General features: G+C 60.2%; 17 protein-coding genes. All 17 read left to right on the plus strand.

Annotated features, from left to right (window positions below; genetic code table 11):
• Nucleotides 1-17 precede the first annotated feature (17 nt).
• The 17 genes from lonB (at nt 18) to murC (ending at nt 23,123) form a co-directional block, all read left to right on the plus strand.
• On the plus strand, nt 18-1,724 hold the full coding sequence (lonB, locus tag PD282_RS08015; RefSeq protein WP_274649917.1) for an ATP-dependent protease LonB: 1,707 nt from the start codon (nt 18-20) through the stop codon (nt 1,722-1,724).
• A 78-nt stretch (nt 1,725-1,802) separates the two neighbouring features.
• Nucleotides 1,803-4,175, plus strand: a complete 2,373-nt coding sequence (gene lon, locus PD282_RS08020) for an endopeptidase La (RefSeq protein WP_274649919.1) — start codon at nt 1,803-1,805, stop codon at nt 4,173-4,175.
• A 21-nt stretch (nt 4,176-4,196) separates the two neighbouring features.
• Complete coding sequence (yihA, locus tag PD282_RS08025) at nt 4,197-4,799, plus strand: ribosome biogenesis GTP-binding protein YihA/YsxC (protein WP_274649921.1); 603 nt, start codon at nt 4,197-4,199, stop codon at nt 4,797-4,799.
• 173 nt (nt 4,800-4,972) lie between these two features.
• Nucleotides 4,973-5,563 (plus strand): non-ribosomal peptide synthetase module, encoded by a 591-nt coding sequence (locus tag PD282_RS08030; RefSeq protein WP_274649923.1) that lies wholly within the window; start codon nt 4,973-4,975, stop codon nt 5,561-5,563.
• A 397-nt stretch (nt 5,564-5,960) separates the two neighbouring features.
• Complete coding sequence (gene speD / locus PD282_RS08035; protein WP_274649925.1) at nt 5,961-6,359, plus strand: adenosylmethionine decarboxylase; 399 nt, start codon at nt 5,961-5,963, stop codon at nt 6,357-6,359.
• A 249-nt stretch (nt 6,360-6,608) separates the two neighbouring features.
• Complete coding sequence (gene hemA / locus PD282_RS08040) at nt 6,609-7,985, plus strand: glutamyl-tRNA reductase (RefSeq protein WP_274649927.1); 1,377 nt, start codon at nt 6,609-6,611, stop codon at nt 7,983-7,985.
• 107 nt (nt 7,986-8,092) lie between these two features.
• On the plus strand, nt 8,093-8,911 hold the full coding sequence (gene ccsA, locus PD282_RS08045; RefSeq protein WP_274649929.1) for a cytochrome c biogenesis protein CcsA: 819 nt from the start codon (nt 8,093-8,095) through the stop codon (nt 8,909-8,911).
• Between the two features lie 12 nt (nt 8,912-8,923).
• Nucleotides 8,924-9,607 carry a precorrin-2 dehydrogenase/sirohydrochlorin ferrochelatase family protein gene (locus PD282_RS08050; protein WP_274649931.1) on the plus strand — a complete coding sequence of 228 codons (684 nt, stop codon included), beginning with the start codon at nt 8,924-8,926 and terminating at the stop codon, nt 9,605-9,607.
• Nucleotides 9,607-10,578: a hydroxymethylbilane synthase gene (hemC, locus tag PD282_RS08055; RefSeq protein WP_274649933.1), complete on the plus strand. Its 972-nt coding sequence runs from the start codon at nt 9,607-9,609 to the stop codon at nt 10,576-10,578. The genes PD282_RS08050 and hemC overlap by 1 nt, the downstream gene beginning before the upstream one ends.
• 3 nt (nt 10,579-10,581) lie before the next feature.
• Nucleotides 10,582-12,150 carry a uroporphyrinogen-III C-methyltransferase gene (gene cobA, locus PD282_RS08060; RefSeq protein ID WP_274649935.1) on the plus strand — a complete coding sequence of 523 codons (1,569 nt, stop codon included), beginning with the start codon at nt 10,582-10,584 and terminating at the stop codon, nt 12,148-12,150.
• Between the two features lies 1 nt (nt 12,151).
• The gene (gene hemB, locus PD282_RS08065; RefSeq protein ID WP_274649937.1) at nt 12,152-13,147 is read left to right on the plus strand and encodes a porphobilinogen synthase; all 996 of its coding nucleotides are present in this window, start codon (nt 12,152-12,154) and stop codon (nt 13,145-13,147) included.
• Between the two features lie 45 nt (nt 13,148-13,192).
• Complete coding sequence (hemL, locus tag PD282_RS08070) at nt 13,193-14,494, plus strand: glutamate-1-semialdehyde 2,1-aminomutase (protein WP_274649939.1); 1,302 nt, start codon at nt 13,193-13,195, stop codon at nt 14,492-14,494.
• 15 nt (nt 14,495-14,509) lie between these two features.
• Nucleotides 14,510-15,490 (plus strand): RluA family pseudouridine synthase, encoded by a 981-nt coding sequence (locus tag PD282_RS08075; RefSeq protein WP_274649941.1) that lies wholly within the window; start codon nt 14,510-14,512, stop codon nt 15,488-15,490.
• Nucleotides 15,491-15,576: 86 nt separating this feature from the next.
• Complete coding sequence (locus tag PD282_RS08080; protein ID WP_274649943.1) at nt 15,577-17,061, plus strand: LysM peptidoglycan-binding domain-containing protein; 1,485 nt, start codon at nt 15,577-15,579, stop codon at nt 17,059-17,061.
• Between the two features lie 542 nt (nt 17,062-17,603).
• A complete protein-coding gene (locus tag PD282_RS08085; RefSeq protein WP_274649944.1) occupies nt 17,604-20,261 on the plus strand; it encodes a valine--tRNA ligase in 2,658 nt (885 codons plus the stop codon).
• A gap of 77 nt (nt 20,262-20,338) precedes the next feature.
• Nucleotides 20,339-21,715, plus strand: coding sequence for a bifunctional folylpolyglutamate synthase/dihydrofolate synthase (locus PD282_RS08090; protein ID WP_274649946.1), 1,377 nt, complete (start codon nt 20,339-20,341; stop codon nt 21,713-21,715).
• A 7-nt stretch (nt 21,716-21,722) separates the two neighbouring features.
• Nucleotides 21,723-23,123, plus strand: coding sequence for a UDP-N-acetylmuramate--L-alanine ligase (murC, locus tag PD282_RS08095; protein ID WP_274649948.1), 1,401 nt, complete (start codon nt 21,723-21,725; stop codon nt 23,121-23,123).
• Nucleotides 23,124-23,145: the final 22 nt, after the last annotated feature.

Genomic DNA, 23,145 nt, shown 5'->3' on the forward strand with positions numbered 1-23,145 from the left:
AGAGGAGAGTAATCGCTATGAGCTTTAGTTTGATTTTAATGCTGATTCAAGTGTTTTTCGCGATCGTGATCGGACTGTATTTTTGGAATTTGCTGCGCAACCAGAAGACGAACCGTTCCGCTGTCGACCGGGAGTCGCGCAAGGAAATGGATAAGCTGCGCAAGCTGCGTTCCGTCTCGCTGACGAAGCCGCTTGCCGAGAAAACCCGCCCTCAAACGATGGACGATATCATCGGCCAGCGGGACGGACTGCGCGCGCTCAAAGCCGCGCTGTGCAGCGCGAATCCGCAGCACGTCATCATCTACGGCCCGCCTGGCGTCGGGAAAACGGCTGCGGCGCGTGTCGTGCTGGAGGAAGCGAAGAAAAATCCGGCGTCCCCGTTTCAGCAGGACGCCAAATTTACCGAGATCGACGCGACGACCGCCCGCTTCGACGAACGGGGCATCGCCGACCCGCTGATCGGCTCGGTGCACGATCCGATTTATCAAGGCGCAGGCGCGATGGGCGTCGCCGGCATTCCGCAGCCGAAGCCGGGCGCGGTGACGAAAGCGCACGGAGGGATGCTTTTTATCGACGAGATCGGCGAACTGCATCCGATACAAATGAACAAGCTGCTTAAGGTGCTCGAGGACCGCAAGGTGTTCCTCGAAAGCGCGTATTATAATTCGGAGGATCCGAATATCCCGCTGTATATTCACGATATATTCCAGAACGGCCTGCCGGCCGATTTCCGGCTGGTCGGCGCCACGACCCGCTCGCCGCAGGATTTGCCGCCGGCGCTGCGGTCGCGCTGCATGGAAATTTATTTCCGCCCGCTGCTGGCCGACGAGATTTCGCTGATCGCCGACAATGCGCTGAAGAAAATCGGGCTTCCGCCCAGCCCGGAGGCGGTCGACGTCGTGAAACGCTACGCCACCAACGGCCGCGAAGCCGTCAACGTCATCCAGCTCGCGGCCGGGCTGGTACTGTCCGAGAAGCGCGAGTCCATAACGGCGGCGGATATCGAATGGGTCGTCAACAGCAGCCAGATTCCGCCGCGTCCGGACCGCAAGGTGCCGTCCGCGCCGCAGGTCGGCTTCGTTAACGGCCTTGCGGTATACGGGCCGAATATGGGGACGCTGCTTGAAATCGAAGTGAGCGCGATTCCGGTCCGCGCCGGAAAAGGCACCTTCACCATCACCGGCGTCGTGGACGAGGAGGAGCTCGGAGGCGGCGGAAGCCGGACGCTGCGCCGCAAAAGCATGGCCAAAGGCTCCGTCGAGAATGTGCTCACCGTGCTTCGCCGGATTGGCATGAAGCCGGAAAATTACGACCTGCACATCAATTTCCCGGGCGGAACGCCGATCGACGGGCCTTCGGCCGGCATCGCCATGGCCACCGCGATCGCGTCGGCCATCAAAGGAGAGCCGGTCGACAACAAGCTGGCCATGACGGGCGAGGTCGGCATTCACGGCAACGTTAAGCCGGTCGGCGGCGTGCTGGCCAAGGTGGAGGCCGCTTTCCAGGCGGGGGCGGATACGGTCATTATACCGCGCGAGAACTGGCAGGCGATTTTCACCGATTTGCAGGGACTGAAGGTCATTCCCGCCGATCATATCGACGACGTGTTCCGCCATACCTTCCCGGCGGACGAAAGCCGTTCCGCCGCGCAGGCTCCGGCCGCAAACGCCGACGTATACGTTGCGTCCAGCCTTCCTTATTTGCAGGCGGATTCCGTTGAGTGATAAAATGGTGGGAGGCAGCGCGAAAATAACCGGCCTTATCGGGTGCCGGAACTATGCTTCTAAGTTGGAGGTGCTGGTATGGGACCTGTTAAATGGAAAGGTCGTCGGCTCCCCCTCCTTCCGCTGAGGGGGCTCCTGGTTTATCCCAGCATGGTGCTCCACCTTGACGTGGGCAGGGAGAAGTCGGTCCGCGCGCTTGACCGCGCGATGCTCGACGATCATATGATTTTGCTGTGCTCGCAGTCGGAAGTGAACATCGAAGAGCCGACGCAGGAGGATATTTACCGGGTTGGTACGATCGCCCGCGTCCGGCAAATGCTCAAGCTGCCGAACGGAACGATCCGCGTGCTTGTGGAGGGGGTTACCCGAGCCGAAATCGTCGATTATTTGCCGAACGACGATTTTTACGAAGTGACGGTCAAAGAACTGCCGGAAACCGAATCGGCCGATCCGGAGACGGACGCGCTGATGCGTACGGTGCTGAGCCAGTTCGAGCATTATATTAATTTATCGAAGAAGGTGACGCCGGAAACGCTTGCCGCCGTCTCCGATATCGACGAGCCGGGCCGGCTGGCCGACGTCATTACGAGCCATCTGACGCTCAAAATCAAAGACAAACAGGACATTCTCGAAACGGTCGATGTCCGCAAGCGGCTCGAGAAGCTGCTCGACATCCTGAACAACGAGCGGGAAGTGCTGGAGCTTGAGCGCAAAATCAGCCAGCGCGTCAAGAAGCAGATGGAGAAGACGCAAAAGGAATATTATTTGCGCGAGCAGATGAAGGCGATCCAGAAGGAGCTCGGAGAGAAAGAAGGCCGCGCGGGCGAGGTGGAGGAGCTGCGTTCGCAGCTTGCCGAATCCGGCGTTCCCGAGAAGGTGAAGGAGAAGGTCGAGAAAGAAATCGACCGGCTCGAGAAAATGCCTTCCACTTCGGCGGAAGGCGGCGTCATTCGCAATTATATCGATTGGCTTCTTGCGCTTCCCTGGAACAAAACGACGGAAGACGATTTGAATATCGTCAGTGCGGAGAAGATTTTGAACGAGGATCATTACGGGCTGGAAAAGCCGAAGGAACGGGTGCTGGAATATTTGGCCGTGCAGCAGCTGGTCAAAAAATTGAAAGGCCCGATCCTCTGTCTCGTCGGCCCGCCGGGCGTCGGAAAAACGTCGATGGCCCGCTCCATCGCGAAGGCGCTCAGCCGGCAGTTCGTCCGCATCTCGCTCGGCGGCGTCCGCGACGAAGCGGAAATCCGCGGTCACCGGCGCACCTACGTCGGCGCGATGCCGGGCCGGATCATCCAGGGGATGAAAACGGCGGGGGCGGCCAATCCCGTGTTCCTGCTTGACGAAATCGACAAAATGGCGATGGACTTCCGGGGCGATCCCGCTTCCGCGCTGCTTGAGGTGCTCGACCCGGAACAGAACAATACGTTCAGCGATCACTTTATCGAAGTGCCGTTCGATTTGTCCAACGTCATGTTCATCACGACGGCCAACGCGATTCATAATATTCCGCGGCCGCTGCTCGACCGGATGGAAGTGCTCTACATCCCCGGTTATACCGAGCTCGAGAAAAAGCAGATCGCGGACCGCTATTTGCTGCCGAAACAGAAGCGGGAGCACGGTCTGGGCGACGATCAGGTTCGGGTGGAGGAAAGCGCACTCGAGCAGATCGTCCGCGAGTATACGCGCGAATCGGGCGTTCGTAATTTGGAGCAGCAAATCGCGGCCATTTGCCGCAAGGCGGCCAAGGCGATCGTGGGCGACCCGGAATCGTCGCCGGTCACGGTCGATAACGAGAAGGTCAAGGAATGGCTGGGACCGCCGAAGTTCCGTTACGGCGTGGCCGAGCAGGAAGACCAGATCGGCGCCGTAACCGGTCTTGCATGGACGGAGGTTGGCGGCGACACACTGGTCATCGAGGTAACGGTGCTGCCGGGCAGCGGAAAGCTGACGCTTACGGGCAAGCTTGGCGACGTGATGAAGGAATCGGCGCAGGCCGCCTTCAGCTACACGCGCTCGAAAGCGAAGGAGCTCGGCATCGACCCCGACTTTTACGAGAAGAACGACATTCATATCCACATTCCCGAAGGTGCGATTCCGAAGGACGGTCCGTCGGCAGGCATCACGATGGCGACGGCGCTCATTTCCGCGCTGACCGGCCGTCAGGTTTCGAAAGAAGTGGCGATGACCGGCGAAATTACGCTTCGCGGCCGCGTTCTGCCGATCGGCGGGTTGAAGGAAAAATCGCTTGCCGCGCATCGTGCCGGCATCAAGAAGGTGCTTCTGCCCAAGGATAACGAGCGCGACCTTCGCGATATTCCCGACAGCGTGCGGAGCGACCTGGATTTTATCCCCGTCGCGCACATGGACGATGTGCTGAAGCATGCGCTGGCCGGAGCGCCGCTCGCAGCCGAGCCGGCCGTAACTCACCCGGTCGAAACTCACTAGAGAGCAGGTTGGATTTTCGTTATGAATATTTCGTCAGCCGAATTTGTCATCAGCGCCGTTGAACCGCATCAATATCCTGAGGACGCCTTGCCGGAGATCGCTCTGGCAGGGCGTTCCAATGTCGGCAAATCGTCGCTCATCAACAAGCTGATCCTGCGCAAAAGCCTTGCCCGCACCAGCTCCCAGCCGGGCAAAACGCAGCAGCTCAACTATTATCGGATTAACGACCGGCTTTATTTCGTCGATTTTCCCGGCTACGGCTATGCCAAGGTATCCAAGAAGCAGCGCGAGCAGTGGGGCGTCATGATCGAGTCGTTTTTGAAGACGCGGGAGCCGCTGAAGCTGGTGCTTCAAATCGTAGATGTCCGTCATCCTCCGAGCGAGGACGACCGTCTCATGTACAATTGGCTGAAGCATTTCGACATTCCGGTATGTGTCGTATGCACGAAGGCGGACAAGATTCCGCGCAGCAAGTGGGATAAGCACGTGAAAACGATTAAAACCGAGCTTGAGGCCGATCCGCGCGATCCCGTCGTCTTGTTCTCCTCCGAGACGGGGCTCGGCCGGGATGAGCTGTGGTCGGTCATTATGGACGTTGCGCTGGATCGGGCCGAAACCGAGTGAAGTTCGGCTTGAAAAGCGAGGATAACGCACAAAAGCGCGTACTCCTTGCAGATTCCCGTGGATTTTTCAGAAATATGCGAGAATATCAAGGGCAGGAAGCAGGAATAAAAGACGCCGATCGAGTATAATATACGTAAGCGAATGGTTTAGTTTAAAGAATTGAGGAGATTTTTATGGCTCAGCGGATAGCCACGGAGTATGTCAAAGCTTCTCTGCAATTAACGGCTGAAGAGATGGCGGGATTTGTCCGGTTTTTTGATGAGCTTCATGTCAGGCAGCAGGTACGGGTGCTCGAAAACGGCAATCACGAAATGGTTCTCGAGGACGACGCAGGGCGTGAAGAAGTCCGCTTTATTTTTGAACGGCAGCAGGAACGGTACGTAACCGTCGTTTCCTGCAGGCTTTTGAATCCCAAACTGACGAACGCGATGCGCAAGGCGGTATCCGCGTTTCACGGCGATGCGATCGTCAACCGCATTTATCCGACCTATACGATGGTCTATCATTACGAGCAAGGCGCCGTTCGCAAAATCGTCGAACAAACGGCCGGCGGTTCCCGCGTCGTATTCGAGTACAAGGATACGATCGGACAGCTGGAAGCCCGGTTTAACCGGATGGAAATCGAACGTGAAATCGGAGCCGTTCAGCACGCGATCAACGAGCTTCTCGATATGCGCAATCAATGCTCGGACCGGGAGCAGATTGCCGGGATCGACGAGCGGCTGAGACGCTTTACGAAGCAGCTGTTCGTGCTGGAAGCGTAAGCGGGCGTGCCCTCGTTTCATTGAAGAAAACCGCAGCGATGCGGTTTTTATTTTTTTGTCTGCAGGCGCGGGACGGGGGCTGTCTGAAACTGGCATGTACAAGCCCGTTTTCGACCCTATGTTGGGCGGTGGCAGGGCACACGTGGACAAACGCGGCGGCATACCCTGCATATTGGAGTTTGATGTCCGGTTCCAAATAGGTGTTTGCTGAAAAAAAGAGTTGCATTTCTGACGGATAGATGTTATTTTTATTTTCGTTGAAATGAATAATAGGAACCAGGATTCACTCAGGACATGGTAATGTTGCGAGAGATTATTCCCTCGGGCAGTGAATGACGTAGGTCCTAGCGGATGAAATTTTTTAAACATTTTATTCCTAGGAAGGGGGAACCGAAAGATGGAATATTCAACTTTCGGAAGACACGTTGCTGTTGACACTTGGGGTGTGGAGTTCGACCTGCTCAACAACGCGGAATTTTTGCAAGCCCAAATGGTGGAAGCCGCTGAGGCTTGCGGCGCTACGGTACTTTCCGTGCAAGCCAAACAATTCGAGCCGCAAGGCGCAACGGTACTCGTGCTGCTGTCTGAAAGCCATCTCTCGATCCACACGTATCCCGAGAAAGGTTTTGCCGCTTTGGATTGCTACACCTGCGGCGAAACGGTCGATCCTCAGCTCGCGATCGATTACATGATGTCCGTTCTGAAGCCGAAGACGGTTCATGCGAAAAAGCTGATTCGCGGAATCGGCGACATGCAGGTTGTCGAACCGGAAATGAAGCAAGCTCAGCTTGCTTGATTCAATAAGCGATTGAATGGCCATGGAGCGATCCGTGGCCATTTTTTAATGTCCGGGAAAGGTGAACATTTACCTCACGTTCTCCATAAATCGAAGGGAATAAGCTTGTTCCGCCTTCAAAACGGCGTCAGCGGTTTCTTCTCGGCCTTACGTTTCGTTTTCAAATATTTTTCATAAATGCGGGGGTACAGGTTGTCGAACTGTGCTATAATACTAATGATATTTCAACGTAAAGGCAGGTGAACGCGCATGCACATCGTAGTTGTCGGGCTGAATTACCGGACGGCCCCGGTCGAAGTCAGAGAACGGTTTACGTTTCAAGAGCGGGATTTGCCGGAAGCCCTGAAGCAGCTGCAGCATACGACGAGCATCCTGGAATGTGTCATTGTGGCGACCTGCAACCGGACGGAATTATACGCGGTCGTTGACCGCAACCATTTGTGCGGCCACTATATCCGGCATTTTATGGAGCAGTGGTTCAAGCTGCCGAGAGAACAATTTACGCAAGATTTATATATGTACGAAGACGAGCGCGCGATCGAGCATCTGTTTCGCGTCGCGTGCGGGCTCGATTCGATGGTGATCGGGGAGACGCAAATTCTCGGTCAGGTGAAGGACGCGTTCCAGCTGGCGCAGCAGCTCAAAACGACGGGCACGCTGTTTAATGCGCTGTTCAAGCAGGCGGTGACGCTGGCGAAGCGGGCGCATTCGGAGACGTCGATCGGCGAAGCAGCCGTGTCCGTGAGCTATGCCGCCGTCGAGCTGGGCAAACGGATTTTCGGCCATTTCGGCGGCAAGACCGTCATGATTATCGGCGCGGGCAAAATGAGCGAGCTGACGGCGAAGCATTTGTACGCCAACGGCGCCAACCGTGTGTATGTCGTCAACCGTACCTACGACCGGGCGGTGCAGCTGGCCGACAAGTTCAACGGCATCCCGCTCGGAATGGACGAAGCGATTCGGCGGCTCGGTGAAGCCGACATCGTGATCAGCTCGACGGGCTCCGACGGCTACGTGCTTGACCGCGAGCGGGTAGCGGCGGCAATGAGCCGGCGCAAATCACGCCCCCTGTTCATGATCGACATCGCCGTTCCGCGCGATTTGGATCCCGCGATCGCGTCGGTCGAGAACGTGTTTCTATACGATATCGACGACCTTGAAGGAATCGTCGAGAGCAATTTGGCGCAGCGGCGCCAGGAAGCGGCCAAGATCGAAACGTTTATCGCGGAAGAGCTCGAGGCGTTCCGGCAGTGGTACAAGACGCTCGGCGTCGTGCCCCTCATCCGTGCGCTGCAGGACAAAGCAGCCGCGATTCACGAGGAGACGATGGACAGCTTGGCGAACAAGCTGCCGGATCTGGATGAGCGCGAATTGAAGGTCATCCGCAAGCTGACCAAGAGCATCGTCAATCAAATGATGCACGATCCGATTTTGCGTCTCAAGGAGATTGCCGGAGAGAAGCATGCCGAGGACGCCATGGAGCTGTTCGTCAAGCTGTTCGCGCTGGAGGATCGTCTGACCAAGCAGCAGCCGGATACGGCAGCAGCGCCTGCCGCCGAGCCCCAGTCCGGGCATGCGGCATTCGGCGCGAAGACGCCGGGAGCGATTGCGGCGGCCACTTCCTAAATACCCGTCGGACCTGCGGTCCGAATCATGTGACGGCGGCGGCCCCAACCGCCGCTCAATAACCGGCTCGTCTGCCGGCCGCCGACTCCGGATTCGTGGAGGCGCCTATGTTAACGCATAACTGGCTATATGATGCGATGCTGTATATTTACGCCCTGAGCCTTCTGTTTTATTTCTCCGATTTCGTGGAACGAAATCGGCAGGCGAAACGGATGGGAACAGGGCTGCTTATTTTCGTTTGGATTCTGCAGACGGCGTTTCTCGTACACCGGATCATTTCGCATTTGAATATGACGTTCATGACATTGTCGGAATATTTGCTTATGTTTTCCTGGCTGCTGATCACGGTTTCACTGGCGATCAGCCGGTTTTTTCGGATCGAATTGTTCGTTTTTTTCGTCAATGTCATCGGGTTTGCCGTGCTGACGCTCAATCTGTTCGGCATCGGGCAGGGCGCGTCCTTGGCGCGATGGGAAATCGTCCGCCATCTGCTGATCGTACATATTACCCTTATGATCGGGGCTTATGTCGCCTTTACCGTCGGCGCCGTTTTTTCCGGCATGTACCTTTTTCTCCATCGCCGATTGAAAGGGAAACAGTGGACGAAGTCGGTGCAGCGCCTGCCGAGTCTCGAAATGATCGAAAAAATGATGAGCCGATCGGCGCTGATCGGCACGCCTCTTCTGACGATGTCGCTGGCGGTTGCGGTCACGTCGATTTTGACGGAAGGTCGCTACCTGCTGCTGCTTGATTTAAAGGTGCTGACGTCTTTCGCCGCCTTGGCGCTGTATATCGTCAATGTTCTGGAGCACCGGTGGTTCGACAGGCCGGGCGGAAAAACGGCGCGGTGGGACCTGATTTGCTTCGCCGTCCTGGTGCTCAGCCTGCTGCTGAACCGGCTGTCGAGTTTTCACGGGTGGTCGTAGAAGCGAAGGGGAGTGGCGATATTGGCGGGCTTTTATCCGGTTATGCTGTCCTTGAACCAAAAAAAATGCGTAGTTGTCGGCGGCGGTACGGTTGCCGCCCGCAAAGTGCGGGGGCTGCTCGAAGGCGGGGCGGATTCGGTCGTTGTCGTCAGCCCGCAGTCATGCGGCGAGCTGGAACGGCTGGCGTCCGAAGGGTCTATTCGGCTCGTGCGCAGGGAATACAAGGAAGAGGACGCGGAAGGCGCGTTTCTGCTCGTTGCGGCGGCGGACGATCCGGCAGTGAACCGGATGGCCGTGCGTACGGCCGAGAAAGCCGGCGCGCTCGTCAACGCGGCGGACGCGTTTGAATCCGGCGGGTTTGTGACGCCGGCCGTCGTGCGCCGGGGCGATCTGGTCATCGCGGTCACGACCGCAGGGGCAAGCCCGGCGTTGGCGGGCCTTATCGCCGGCGAGCTCGGCGAGCGGTACGGCGAAGATTACGCGCGGCGGCTGGACAAGCTGCGAAGCCTCCGCGACAGGCTGGCCGCCGAAACGGCGGACGGAACGCTGAAGCGGGTCGTCCTGCGCATGGCGGCCGCAGAAATGCTGCATGACCGGCGCGGCGAAACGCAGGCCGGAACGGCGGATCGGCGAAATGAACCGATCGAGCAATGGATGCTGCGGCTGCTGGCCGCAGCCGGTGGGGGGCAGTTGTAATGGTACAGGCAGGCAAGAGGCGGCGCACAATCGTCGTCGGAACGAGGCAGAGCGCATTGGCGCTTACGCAAACGGGACAGGTGATCGGTGAGCTGACAAGGCTTGCCGGGAAGCTTGGAATCGAGGCTGATTTCGAAATCCGCAAAATCGTGACGAAAGGCGACCGGATTTTGGACGTCACGCTGTCCAAGGTGGGCGGCAAGGGGCTGTTCGTGAAAGAAATCGAGCAGGCGCTGCTGGACGGTGACATCGATTTGGCCGTGCACAGCATGAAGGATATGCCCTACGAGCTTCCGGAAGGGCTTGTGAACGGGGCGGTGCCGAAGCGCGTCGATCCCCGCGACTGCCTCGTCAGCCGCGATGGGCTGGGGCTGACGGAGCTTCCGCAAGGCGCGCGGGTCGGGACGAGCAGTCTGCGTCGCGCCAGCCAGCTGCTTGCGGCGCGGCCGGATTTGAAGCTCGAATCCGTCCGCGGCAATATCGATACCCGCATCCGCAAGCTGGAATCGGAAGGCTTCGACGCGGTGGTGCTCGCCGCCGCAGGTCTTTACCGTATGGGGTGGGAGGCGAAAATTTCGGCCTACATCCCGCCGGATGTCTGCGTTCCGGCCGTCGGGCAGGGAGCGCTCGGCGTCGAATGCCGCGCCGATGACGCCGAAGTGCGCCGGCTGCTGGAGCGGTACGAGGACCCGGATACGGCGCTCGCCGTCCGGGCGGAGCGCAGCTTTCTCGGGGCGCTGAACGGCGGCTGCCAAATCCCGATCGGCGCTTATGCGACAATTGCCGGTCCGTCCGATGAACCGGGCGGCCGGCCGCTCTTGGAAATGACCGGCATCGTAGGCACGCCGGACGGCAAGGTGCTGCTCAAGGAGACGCGCAGGGGAAGCGATCCGGAGCGGCTGGGCAAGGAAACGGCGGATGCGCTGAAGGAGAGAGGCGCGGACCGCATTTTGGCGGAAGTTGGGGGATAAACGATGGCGAAGGGGAAAGTTTATCTGGTCGGTGCCGGTCCCGGCGATCCGAAGCTGATTACCGTGAGAGGGCTGGAGTGCATCAAGGCTTGCGACGTCATCGTGTACGACCGGCTGGCCAGTCCGCGGCTGTTGAAGCATGTGAAGCCGGGAGCGGAAAAAATTTACGTGGGCAAGCTTCCGGACCGGCATACGATGAAGCAGGAGGAGATCAACCGGCTGCTGGTCGACCTTGCCCTTGAAGGGAAGGTCGTCACCCGGCTGAAGGGCGGCGATCCGACGATTTTCGGACGCGTCGGGGAAGAGGCCGAGCTGCTGCAGGAGCACGGCATCGAGTTCGATATCGTGCCCGGCATTACGTCGGCGATCGCGGTTCCGGCGTATGCCGGCATCCCGGTGACGCACCGCGATCTGGCTTCGTCGCTTTCGATCATTACCGGGCATGAAAGTCCGGACAAGCTCGACCGTTCCATTCAATGGGACAAAGTGACCCAAGCGACGGGCACGCTTATTTTCCTGATGGGCGTGGCCAAAATCGGCTACATTGCCGAACAGCTGATGAAATACGGCCGACCGCCGGAAACGCCGGTGGCGCTTATCAGGTGGGGAACGCGCGTCGAGCAGCAGACGGTGACGGGCACGCTGGCCACGATCGAGGCGGTCGTCAAGGCGGCCGATTTTCAGCCGCCGGCCGTCATCGTCGTCGGCGAAGTCGTCAGGCAGCGCGAGAAGCTGCGGTGGTACGAGCGCAAGCCGCTGTTCGGGACGCGCGTGCTTGTGACCCGCGCCCGCGCGCAAAACAGCGAGCTGGCGGATCGAATCGAGGAGCTTGGCGGGGAACCGTGCGAATTTCCTGTCATCGAGACGCGCGAACCGGCGGACCCGGACGCTCGGGCGGGGATCGAAAGTGCACTGCAGCAGGCGGAAAGCTACGACTGGCTTATGTTTACGAGCGCCAACGGCGTGGAATATTTCTGGCGGTGGCTGCGCCGTTTCCGGATTGATATCCGGCGGTTCAACCGTGCGCGCGTCGCCGCCGTCGGGCCGAAGACCGCTGAGGCGCTGGAGCATCGGGGGCTGTATGCGATGGAGCTGCCGGTAAAATTTCAGGCCGAAGGGCTGCTGGAAAGCTTGGAAGGCTCGCTGAAGCCGGGCCAGCGGGTGCTGCTCCCGCGAGGCGATCTGGCCAGGGAGATACTCCCCCGGGATCTGAAAGAGAGTGGACTCGAGCCGGTCGTGCTCGATGTGTACGAAACGGTTATTGCCGAGAATCAGGACGCGGAGACGCTGGAGCTGCTGCTTCGCGGCGAAGTCGACGTCGTGACGTTCGCCAGCTCGTCTTCCGTCACGAATCTGCTTCAGGTGATGCGCCGGATGGGCGTCAGCGAGCCGGCCGAAGCGCTGCGGGCAGCGGAAATCGCATGCATCGGCCCGGTTACGGCCAAGACGGCCCGCGAAGCCGGGCTTTCCGTCGCGATCGAGTCCGAGGAAGCAACGATTGAGGCGCTGATCGGGGCGATCGCCGCGTCGCGCCAAGCCAAACGTTTTTCGAATGAAGGAGGGGCCGATTGAGATGAGTTTTCCGCTTAACCGCCATCGGCGGCTGCGCCGGACGCCGGCGCTTCGCAGCATGGTGAGAGAAACACAGCTGACGGCAAACGATTTTATCTATCCGATTTTCGTTACGCATGGAAGCGGCGTCAAGGAGGAAATTCCTTCGATGCCGGGCGTGTATCATTTTTCGATCGATACGCTGAAGGAGGAGATCGACCGGGTGGTCGCGGCGGGCGTCCCGTCGGTGCTGCTTTTCGGCGTGCCGGAGCATAAAGATGCGGAGGGCACGTCGGCTTACGAATCGAACGGCATCGTCCAGGAGGCGGTCCGCGCGGTCAAAGGGTGGGCGCCGCAGCTCGTCGTCGTCGCCGATACCTGTCTGTGCCAGTTTACGGATACCGGCCACTGCGGCGTCGTGCACGTGCACGAGACGACAGGCGAGGCGGAGATCGACAACGACGCATCGCTGGCGCTGCTGGTGAAGACGGCCGTCTCGCAGGCGCAGGCGGGAGCCGACATCATCGCACCGTCCAATATGATGGACGGCTTTGTCTCGGCGATTCGCAGCGGACTCGACGAGGCGGGCTTCGAAATGGTGCCGATTCTGTCGTATTCGGTCAAATACGCTTCGGCCTATTACGGGCCTTTCCGCGATGCGGCCCATTCCGCGCCGCAGTTCGGCGACCGCAAGACGTACCAGATGGATCCGGCCAACGTGCGCGAAGCGCTGCGCGAGGCGGAATCGGATGTGCTCGAGGGAGCGGACATGCTGATGGTCAAACCTGCGCTCGCTTATTTGGACGTTGTCCGGCTGCTCAAGGAATCCTTCGACCTGCCGGTCGTAACGTACAACGTCAGCGCCGAATATTCGATGGTCAAGGCGGCGGCCGCCAGCGGCTGGATCGACGAGAAGGCGATCGTCATGGAGACGCTCACCGGGATGAAGCGGGCCGGCGCGGATTTGATCATTACGTATCATGCGCTTGACGCGGCGCGTTGGCTGCAGGGCGAATAAGAGGCAGGCGGCAAGGCCATTTCTTAACGGTCAGGAGTGAGGGCAATGAGCAAGCAAGCTCATAAACGATCGGACGAGCGCTCCAAGGAGGCGTTCTCCCAGGCGAAAAGGCTGATCCCCGGCGGCGTCAATTCCCCGGTCCGCGCGTTCCGGTCGGTCGGGTTGACGCCGGTGTACGTCGAACGCGGCGACGGATGCCGGGTTTATGACATTGACGGGAACCGTTACATCGATTACGTCGGTTCATGGGGGCCGCTCATCGTGGGTCACGCCCATCCCGAGGTCGTCGAAGCGATCAAACGCACGGCGGAAAAAGGGACGAGCTTCGGCGCGCCGACCGAACTGGAAACGAGGATGGCGGAGCTCGTTTGTGAGCGCGTGCCGTCGGTCGAGATGGTCCGGATGGTCAATTCCGGAACCGAGGCCACGATGAGCGCGCTTCGTCTGGCGCGGGGATATACGAAACGGAGCAAAATCGTTAAATTCGAAGGCTCGTACCACGGCCATGCCGATTCGCTGCTGATCAAAGCGGGCTCCGGCGTCGCTACGCTCGGCCTGCCGGACAGCCCGGGCGTGCCGGAAAGCGTCGCTTCGCACACGATTACGGTTCCGTATAACGATATCGAGTCGGTCAAGCTGGCGTTCGAAACGTACGGCGAGCAGATCGCCTGCATCATCGTCGAGCCCGTCGCCGGCAACATGGGCGTTGTGCCGCCGCTCCCCGGCTTCCTGACCGGGCTGCGCGAAATTACGAGCCGATACGGCAGCCTGCTCGTTTTCGACGAGGTGATGACCGGCTTCCGGGTCGGCTACCATTCCGCGCAGGGCCTCTACGGCATTACGCCGGATCTGACGTGCCTCGGCAAAGTGATCGGCGGCGGGCTGCCGGTCGGCGCTTACGGCGGCAAGCGCGAAATCATGGAGATGATTGCGCCGAGCGGCCCGATTTATCAGGCGGGCACGCTGTCGGGCAATCCGCTGGCGATGGCCGCCGGCTATACGACGCTCAGCCTGCTGAAGCCGGAGACGTACGAGCGGCTGGAGCGGTTGTCCGTCAGACTGCAGCTCGGCTTCGAGGCGAATGCGGCGAAGCACGGCGTTCCATGCACGATCAACCGCGTCGGCTCGATGATCTGCCCGTTTTTCACGGGCGAGACGGTCATCAATTATGAAACGGCGAAAACGTCCGACCTGGAGCGGTTCAAGGCGTATTTCGCCGCGATGCTCGACTTGGGCGTCAGCTTGGCGCCCTCCCAGTTCGAGGGCATGTTCGTGTCCGCGGCGCACGACGAAACGGCGATCGACGCCACGATCGCCGCGCACGACGAAGCGCTGCGCCGCCTTTAGGAATCGGGCGGTCAGATGCGCGAAAATTTTTGGACGTATCGGCGAAACGGCGAATGGCTGGAAATGGCGGCGGAAACGATCGCTGCAATGTCCGGCCCGGCCGCTTCGCGGACAAAGCCTCTTGAGGCCGGGAGTCATCCGCACGACGTGCGGCTTTGGCTGCTGGCTCTCGCCGTTTTTCCGCCGAAATGGGTCAACCGCCTGTTCTCGGCCGGCGGCATCCGGTGCGAGCGCGGCATCGTGAAGCTGCGGACGTTCGAGGCTGCGGATCCGGCAGCCGATCCGATGTACCGTTTGGCGCAGCTCCCGCCTGTATCTCCGCTCGCAGCGGCCGTCCTGTACGAGGACGATTGGTGCCTCGTCCTGGACAAGCCGTCCGGCATGCCCGTTCATCCGTCGCGGCCGGGCGAGCGGGGGACGCTGGACGAAGCGTGCGCCAGACTTGGCTTGGAGCGGAACGACCCGCTGCCGGCGAAGCATATTCACCGGCTCGACGATGACACGGCCGGCCCGGTGCTGTATGCGAAAAACGATCTGGCGCAGCAGCGGCTGGACGAAGCGATGCGCGCGAAGCGGATCGAACGGCAGTATGAAGCGCTCGTGCACGGCGTTATGCGGCGCCGGCGCGGCACGATCGAGGCGCCGATCGGCAGGGACCGTCATCACGGCTCGCGCAGACGGGTATCCGCTTCGGGCGAGCGGGCGGTCACCCATTATGAGACGGTCCGTATTTATGCGGAAGCCTCGCTTGTCAAGCTGCGGCTGGAGACCGGCCGAACACACCAAATCCGCGTTCATATGAGCCATATCGGCTATCCTCTGATCGGGGACGCGCTGTACGGCGGAAGCACCCGGCTGCTCGGCCATCAGGCGCTGCGCGGCGAACGGCTTACGTTCGCCCACCCTTTTACAGGACATCCCGTCGAAGTGACGTCTCCGGCGCCCGATTGGTTCCTTCAGCTGGAGGCCGGGCTTGTCCGTTCGCGAAAATCGTAGTCATGCCTGCCTTTCCCGGGCCATATAGATAAATAGAGCCGAAAGCTGTAACCAAGCTTTAAGTAGGGGAGAGGAGGAGGACAAACGTGCACAATCAATCGAACGGATTGCGGTTTGACGTATATGAACGCGTGCATTTGCCCGATACGCTCGCGGCGATCGACGAGCTGGATGAGATCGAGCTTGTTCCCCGGATTCAAATCGTGCATCAAGGGCAGCAGGTGATCCTGAAGGGCCATCTGCTGCTGTCCGGCGCCTATCGCGCGCAAAACGAATCCGAAGCGGCGCAGGCGCTGGAGCACCGGATCCCGGTTGAAATTACGCTGCCGTTAAACCGGGTGAACCGGCTCGACGATATTGCCGTCGAGATCGACAACTTCGACGTCGATCTGCTGTCGGCGCGGACGCTCAACGTAACCGGCGTGCTATCGTTATACGGCCTTGAGCTGGAGCAGCCGAGCGAACAGGAGAGCTGGCGGCACGAGGAGCCTTTCACCGTCGTGCATGCGCGGGATGCAGAGGAGGGCGGCGGCCAGACCGGGCGCCAGGAAAGTACGCCGGGCTTCGGCGGATGGGCGGCGCCGCCGACGCAGACGTTCCGCGAGGCGGCGCAGCGCGAAGCCGACGCCCGCGAAGCCGCGGAGCGCGAGGCGGCCGCGCGCCATGAAGCGGAGGCCCAAGAAGCCGCGCAGCGCGAGGCGGAGGCGCAAGAATTTGCGCGGCGCGAGGCGGAGGCGCAAGAATTTGCGCGGCGCGAGGCGGAGGCGCAAGAAGCTGCGCGGCGCGAAGCGGAGGCGCAAGAAGCTGCGCAGCGCGAAGCGGAAGCGCAGGAAGCCGCGCGGCGCGAAGCGGAGGAGCTGGAGGACGCCCGGCGCGAAGCGGAGGCCTGGGCGGCTTACCGCCGGGAGCAGGAGCAGGAAGCGTTCCAAGCGGCGCAGGCCGGGCAGGCCGAGGGCCCGCGGGAGCTGGAGTCGGACCAATGGGAGCTTGCTTACAGCGACGACGGACCGCAGCAGGACGATGCGTCCTTCGCCGCAGAACCTGGCTTCCCGTCCGGTTCGCAGCAGGACTTCAGCTTCGAATCGGAGCGGCAGCCTTTCGGAACGGCAGAGCCGGAAAGCCAGGCGCAGCCTGAATTCGGAGCGGCGCAGCCGTTTGGGGACGTTACCGCCGCCGAGGCCGATTCGGGAAAAAAAGAGATGCGCGTCGCGCTCGGCAGCAAGCCGCTTCAGGATGCGGAGCCTGCCGGAGGCATCGGCTTCCGCTCGCTGCTGCAGTCGAGTCTCCGGGAGCAGGAGGCGCGGGCGGCCGCGGAGCAGTCGGCCCAAGCCGAAGCCGAGGCCGAGGCCGAGAAGCAGGCGATCGCCGAAGAAATCGAATTGAAAAATCTGTTCCTGGGCAGCGCTTTTGAGGACCGGTCGTTCCGCAAGGTGCGGCTGTGCATCGTACAGCGGGATGAAACGCTCGAAACGATCGCCGGACGCTACCAGCTGCAGCCGCGCGAAATCGCGCTTTACAATCGGCTTTCCGACCAGAACGTCAGCGAAGGCCAGGTGCTGTATATTCCGTGAAGCCGGCTTGTCCGGAACGGATCCCTCCCGAAGTCCCGGTTAAGGGCGCGGGAGGGATTTTGGCGTCCCAGGCGTTTAAGGGGACAAGCCGTATGACGGGCGACATAGGCCATGCGCCGGGATTGACGCGTCGGATTGAAAACGTGTATGATAGCAGATATAGGTTATACTTTCATGTAAAGACGTTGAAAGGGAAGTGTGGCAGCAATGCCTTCAGAGAGCGGCGCCGTAATGCTGAAAGGCCCGCAGGACGAACCTGCCACTGGTCGCCCCCGAGTTGCCCGGATGAAGCGGAAATGCCGTCAGTTCGGGCCGGCCGCAGCCGTTATCTGCTTACAAGTGTCGCATGCGCGGCCCGCACCGGGCTGTCAGCGAAACAAAGGTGGTACCGCGGAAGCAATACCTTTCGTCCTTTGCCGTTCAGGTCAGGGGGCGAAAGGTATTTTTTGTATACCTTGTAATCTTGAAGAAGCTTCGCAGGTCCGGCAGAGGCGCGCAAAGCCGATGGATGCGGACGTGCGAACAGATGGAGGGTGCATCGAATGACCGAAAAACAACAGATGGCCGGAATGCCGACGACCTACGATCCGAAGGCGTCCGAGGCAAAATGGCACGACTATTGGCTGAAAGGGAACTATTTCGAAGCGGGCAAACGGCCGGACGCGCAGACGTTTACGATCGTCATCCCGCCGCCGAACGTAACGGGCATGCTGCATATTGGGCATGCGCTTGATTTTACGCTGCAGGATATTATGATCCGCGCTAAAAGGATGCAGGGCTACGACGCGCTTTGGCTGCCGGGCAGCGACCATGCCGGCATCGCGACGCAGACGCGGGTCGAGCAGAAGCTGCGCGAGGAAGGCCTTACGCGCTACGACCTTGGGCGGGAAAAATTTCTCGAGAAGGTATGGGAATGGAAGGAGCAGTACGCGAATACGATTCGCGAGCAATGGGCGAAAATGGGGTTTTCGCTCGATTACTCGCGCGAACGGTTTACGCTTGACGAAGGGCTGTCGAAGGCGGTCCGCGAGGTATTCGTCCGCCTGTACGAGAAAGGCCTGATTTACCGCGGCAAAAAAATTATTAACTGGGACCCGGCGGCGCGCACGGCTTTGTCCGACATTGAGGTCGAATATAAAGAAATTAACGGTCACCTGTACCATCTGCAATATCCGCTGAAGGACGAAGGCGGCTTCATCACCGTCGCCACGACCCGGCCGGAAACGATGCTCGGCGACACCGCCGTGGCGGTACATCCCGAGGACGAGCGCTACCGGCACCTGATCGGGAAAAAGCTCGTGCTGCCGATTCTCGGCCGGGAAATCCCGATCATCGCCGACGAATACGTCGAGAAGGAATTCGGCTCCGGGGCGGTCAAAATTACGCCGGCGCACGATCCGAACGACTTCGAGGTCGGCCTGCGCCACAATTTGCCGCAAATCGTCGTGATGGACGAGAGCGGCGTCATGAACGACGAAGCGGGACCGTACAAAGGCCTCGACCGCGCGGAATGCCGCAAGCGGATCGTCGCCGACCTGCAGAGGCAGGGCGTATGCGTCCGCATCGAGGACCACGTGCACCAGGTCGGCCACAGCGAGCGCAGCGGCGCCGTCGTCGAGCCGTATTTGTCGACGCAGTGGTTCGTCTCGATGAAGCCGCTCGCCGATCAGGCGATCGAGGTGCAGCGATCCGGCAAAGGCGTCCGCTTCGTGCCGGACCGGTTCGAGAAGATCTATTTGCAGTGGATCGAAAACGTCCGCGACTGGTGCATCTCCCGACAGCTCTGGTGGGGGCACCGCATTCCGGCGTGGTACTGCGACGCGTGCGGCGAAATGCACGTGTCCCGCGAGGATTTGACGGCATGTTCCTCCTGCGGGGGCGAATTGCGCCGGGACGAAGACGTGCTCGACACCTGGTTCAGTTCCGCGCTGTGGCCGTTCTCGACGCTCGGCTGGCCGGACGAGACGGCCGATCTGAAGCGCTATTATCCGACGGATGTGCTCGTTACCGGTTATGATATCATCTACTTCTGGGTCGCCCGAATGATCTTTACGGCGCTCGAGTTCACGGAACGGAATCCGTTCAAGGACGTGCTCATTCACGGTCTTGTCCGCGACGAGCATGGGCGCAAAATGTCCAAATCGCTTGGAAACGGCGTCGACCCACTCGATGTGATCGACAAATACGGCGCGGACGCGATGCGGTTCATGATCTCGACCGGCAGCACGCCCGGGCAGGATTTGCGTTTCCGCTGGGAGAAGGTCGAGCAGGCGCGCAATTTTGCGAACAAGATCTGGAACGCCTCGCGATTTGCGCTGATGAATTTGGAAAACGTCAAGGCGGAGGACATCGACATCAGCGTTACGCTGGGGACGGCGGACCGCTGGATTTTGCACCGGTTAAACGAAACGTCGCGCGACATCACCCGTCTCCTCGACGGCTACGATTTCGGCGAAACCGGCCGTCTGCTGTACAATTTCATCTGGGACGACTTGTGCGACTGGTATATCGAATTTGCAAAATTAAACCTTTACGGCAGCGACGCGGCTGCGAAGCGGGCGACCCAATCGGTGCTCGCCTACGTGCTGGACCGGACGCTCCGGATGATCCATCCGTTTATGCCGTTTATCAGCGAAGAGATCTGGCAGCATCTGCCGCATGAAGGCGAAACGATTCTGCTTGCGCCATGGCCGGCATACGATGCCGCGCTGGAAGCGCCGGAGGCGGTGCGCGAGATGGAGCTGCTGATGGATACGATCCGCGCCGTCCGCAATATCCGCGCCGAGGTGAACGTGCCGATGAGCCGGAAGATCGAGCTTCTGATCAAGCCGTCGGGCGAGGCCGAGGCATCGATTTTCAACCGGAACGAGGAATTTGTCAGCCGGTTCTGCGGCACATCGAAGCTGACGGCCGGACGGGAGCTGTCCGCGCCGGATAAAGCGATGACGGCCGTCGTTACCGGGGCGGAGCTCTATTTGCCGCTTGCCGGCCTGCTCGATATCGAACAGGAAATCGCGCGGCTGGAGAAAGAAATTCAGCATCTGAACGGCGAAGTCGAGCGGGTGGAGAAAAAGCTGGCCAACGAAGGCTTCGTCAAGAAAGCGCCGGCCAAGGTGATCGAGGAAGAGAAGGCCAAAATGGCGGATTACGCCGACAAGCGGAATAAAGTCCAAGCGAGGCTGGCGGAGCTGCGCGGATAGGATATCCGGACGGATGGGCGTCAGCTGCCTGTCCTGAAGGGGAAACAGACCGGAAGAGGAAGAAGGGACGAAAAAGCATGGCAGATGCGCAGCAATCATCCGCAGCCGGGACGCTGGCCACGTACGAGGAAGCAAGAGACTGGATTAATGGACGGGTGCCGTTCGGCATCCGGCCGGGCTTGGAACGAATGATAAAGCTGATGGAAGCATTCGGCCGCCCCGAGCGCAGGCTCAAGTTCATTCATGTCGCGGGGACGAACGGCAAAGGCTCCGTCTGCGCTTATTTGACTAGCGTGCTGATCCGCTGCGGATACGGGGTCGGAACGTTCACGTCCCCGTACATCACGAAGTTCACGAACCGTTTTCAATATAACGGAACGGATATCCCGGAGGAGACGCTGCTCCGGCTGACGAACGAACTGAAGCCGCACGTCGAGGCCATCGCGGAGACGGAGCTTGGGCCGCCGACCATGTTCGAGGTTTCGACGGCTCTCGCGATCCTGTATTTCGCCACCGTCGAATATCCCGATTATGTCGTATGGGAAACCGGCCTCGGCGGAAGGCTGGACGTCACGAACATTGTGACCCCCGTCGTGTCGGTCATTACGAACATCGGCCACGACCATATGGACATTCTCGGCGATACGATCGAAGCGGTCGCGCGCGAGAAAGCCGGCATTATTAAGCCGGGCGTGCCGGTCGTGACGGCAGTCGGCCAGCCTGAGGCGGCCGATGTCGTGGCGCAAGCGGCTCAGGAGAAAAAAAGCAGCCTGTACCGGTACGGCGAAAAATTCGGCATTACCCCGTTGACGGCCCGAGAAGGCGAGCAGACGTTCCGGTTCGACGGGCTGTTCCGCACGATCGAACCGCTCACGATTACGCTGAGCGGCGCTCATCAGCGGATGAACGCGGCCGTCGCGGTCATGACGCTTGAGGTGCTGCGGCAGTATTATGCGCTCATCCTGGACGACGAGGATCTGCGCGAGGGGCTGCGCACGGCCAAATGGCCCGGACGGCTGGAGACGATTTCCCGTTCCCCGCGGCTTTTGATCGACGGAGCGCACAATCCGGAAGGGGCGGAGACGCTGGCCGCCGCGCTGCGCGAAACGTACCGGTACGACAAACTTCATTTGATGGCCGGGATGCTGGCAAATAAGAATCATCGCGACGCACTGCGGCATATACTACCTCTAGTGGATACGCTTGTGGTAACCGAGCCCGACTTCCGCAGAGCGATGCCGGCTGAAGAGCTGGCGGAAATCGCCGTCGCGCTCCGGGAGGAACTTGGCTGTTCCTTCGAGCTCATCGTGGAACCGAACTGGAAGCAGGCGCTTCGCCGGCTGCTGTCGCTGACCGGCGGCGGGGACCTTGCCGTTGTGACGGGAACGCTATATTTGATCGCCGATGTTCGCTCCCATGTGCTCTACAATACGGATTCTGAAAAAGGTTGGTGAACCGTCTTTGAATACGGCAGAACACGTTCATTTCATCGGCATCGGCGGTTACGGCATGAGCGCGATCGCGCGGGTAATGCTGGAGCTGGGGTATACGGTTACCGGCTCCGACGTCGCGCGGCAAGAGCTGACGGAGAAGCTGGCGGCCAAAGGAGCGCGGATTTATATCGGCCATGAGCCCGAGCATGTGCGGGGAGCCGATCTGGTCGTCTATTCGACCGCATTATCGCGCGACAATGTGGAGCGGAAAGCCGCCGAAGAGCTGAACATCCCGATTCTGCACCGCGCTCAAATGCTGGCGAGGCTGATGAACAACGGCAGGGGCGTCGCGGTTGCGGGCGCGCACGGCAAGACGACGACGACGTCGATGATTGCACTCGTGATGGAGACGTGCAAGCTGGACCCGACCTATATCATCGGCGGCGAGATCGTGAATGTCGGAACGAACGCCAAAGCGGGCAAAGGCGAATACGTCGTCGCCGAGGCGGATGAAAGCGACGGCTCATTTCTCCAGTACCATCCGGCCATCGCCATTGTGACGAATATCGAGCCGGACCATCTGGAAAATTACGACGGCGATTTTGCCAAGCTGAAGGCGGCGTACGTGCAGTTCCTGAGCCAGGTGAAGGCGGACGGGAAAGCGATCGTCTGCGTCGACGACGAGAATGTGCGCGAAATGCTGCCCCGGCTGCAGGCCGGGCCGCTCGGCGCCGCCGGGGTGCTGACGTACGCCATCGACCGGGACGCCGAATTTACGGCGGCGAACGTATCGCCGGGCGACCGGAAGGTTTCGTTCGACATGCTGCGCCGCGGCGTATCGCTCGGGCGGATCGAGCTGTCCGTGCCCGGCAGGCATAACGTGTATAACGCCATGGCGACGGTGATGACGTGCCTCGAAGCAGGCATTCCGTTCGAATCGATCGCTTCCGCCATCGCCTTGTTCCATGGCGCGAAACGCCGTTTTCAGGTGCTGGGCGAGGTGAACGATGTGCTGGTCATTGACGATTATGCGCACCATCCGACCGAAATCCAGGCCACCATCGACGCGGCGCGGGCGACCGGCAAGCGCATTATCGCGGTTTTTCAGCCGCAGCGGTATACCCGCACCTTTTTTCTGCTCGAGCAGTTCAGCCGGGCGTTCGCGGGCGCCGACGAGGTGATCATCACCGATATTTATTCCCCGGCGGGCGAGCAGCAGATCGAAGGCGTTCATTCGCAGAAGCTGGTCGAGCTGATCGTCAAAAACAGCAACCCGAACACGTCCTACATTCCGACAAAGGAAGAAGTGCAGGAACGGCTGGCGGAGAAGGTCGCGCCGGGTGACCTCGTCATCACGATGGGCGCCGGAGACATTTGGAAAACGGCGGACGGGCTGGCCCGGACGCTGCGCGCCAGATACGGCTCCTGACGGCTTCGCTTTGGATTTGCTT

The organism is Paenibacillus humicola, assembly GCF_028826105.1.
GTDB lineage: Bacteria > Bacillota > Bacilli > Paenibacillales > Paenibacillaceae > Paenibacillus_Z > Paenibacillus_Z humicola.

What these genes read in the sequence shown, in the direction of transcription:
- speD (WP_274649925.1), top strand. Translation starts at nt 5,961, where the DNA reads ATGGAATATTCAACTTTCGGAAGACACGTTGCTGTTGACACTTGGGGT.
- PD282_RS08085 (WP_274649944.1), top strand. Translation starts at nt 17,604, where the DNA reads ATGACCGAAAAACAACAGATGGCCGGAATGCCGACGACCTACGATCCG.
- hemL (WP_274649939.1), top strand. Translation starts at nt 13,193, where the DNA reads ATGAGCAAGCAAGCTCATAAACGATCGGACGAGCGCTCCAAGGAGGCG.
- hemB (WP_274649937.1), top strand. Translation starts at nt 12,152, where the DNA reads ATGAGTTTTCCGCTTAACCGCCATCGGCGGCTGCGCCGGACGCCGGCG.
- PD282_RS08075 (WP_274649941.1), top strand. Translation starts at nt 14,510, where the DNA reads ATGCGCGAAAATTTTTGGACGTATCGGCGAAACGGCGAATGGCTGGAA.
- lon (WP_274649919.1), top strand. Translation starts at nt 1,803, where the DNA reads ATGGGACCTGTTAAATGGAAAGGTCGTCGGCTCCCCCTCCTTCCGCTG.
- lonB (WP_274649917.1), top strand. Translation starts at nt 18, where the DNA reads ATGAGCTTTAGTTTGATTTTAATGCTGATTCAAGTGTTTTTCGCGATC.
- yihA (WP_274649921.1), top strand. Translation starts at nt 4,197, where the DNA reads ATGAATATTTCGTCAGCCGAATTTGTCATCAGCGCCGTTGAACCGCAT.
- PD282_RS08030 (WP_274649923.1), top strand. Translation starts at nt 4,973, where the DNA reads ATGGCTCAGCGGATAGCCACGGAGTATGTCAAAGCTTCTCTGCAATTA.
- hemC (WP_274649933.1), top strand. Translation starts at nt 9,607, where the DNA reads ATGGTACAGGCAGGCAAGAGGCGGCGCACAATCGTCGTCGGAACGAGG.
- hemA (WP_274649927.1), top strand. Translation starts at nt 6,609, where the DNA reads ATGCACATCGTAGTTGTCGGGCTGAATTACCGGACGGCCCCGGTCGAA.
- ccsA (WP_274649929.1), top strand. Translation starts at nt 8,093, where the DNA reads ATGTTAACGCATAACTGGCTATATGATGCGATGCTGTATATTTACGCC.
- cobA (WP_274649935.1), top strand. Translation starts at nt 10,582, where the DNA reads ATGGCGAAGGGGAAAGTTTATCTGGTCGGTGCCGGTCCCGGCGATCCG.
- PD282_RS08090 (WP_274649946.1), top strand. Translation starts at nt 20,339, where the DNA reads ATGGCAGATGCGCAGCAATCATCCGCAGCCGGGACGCTGGCCACGTAC.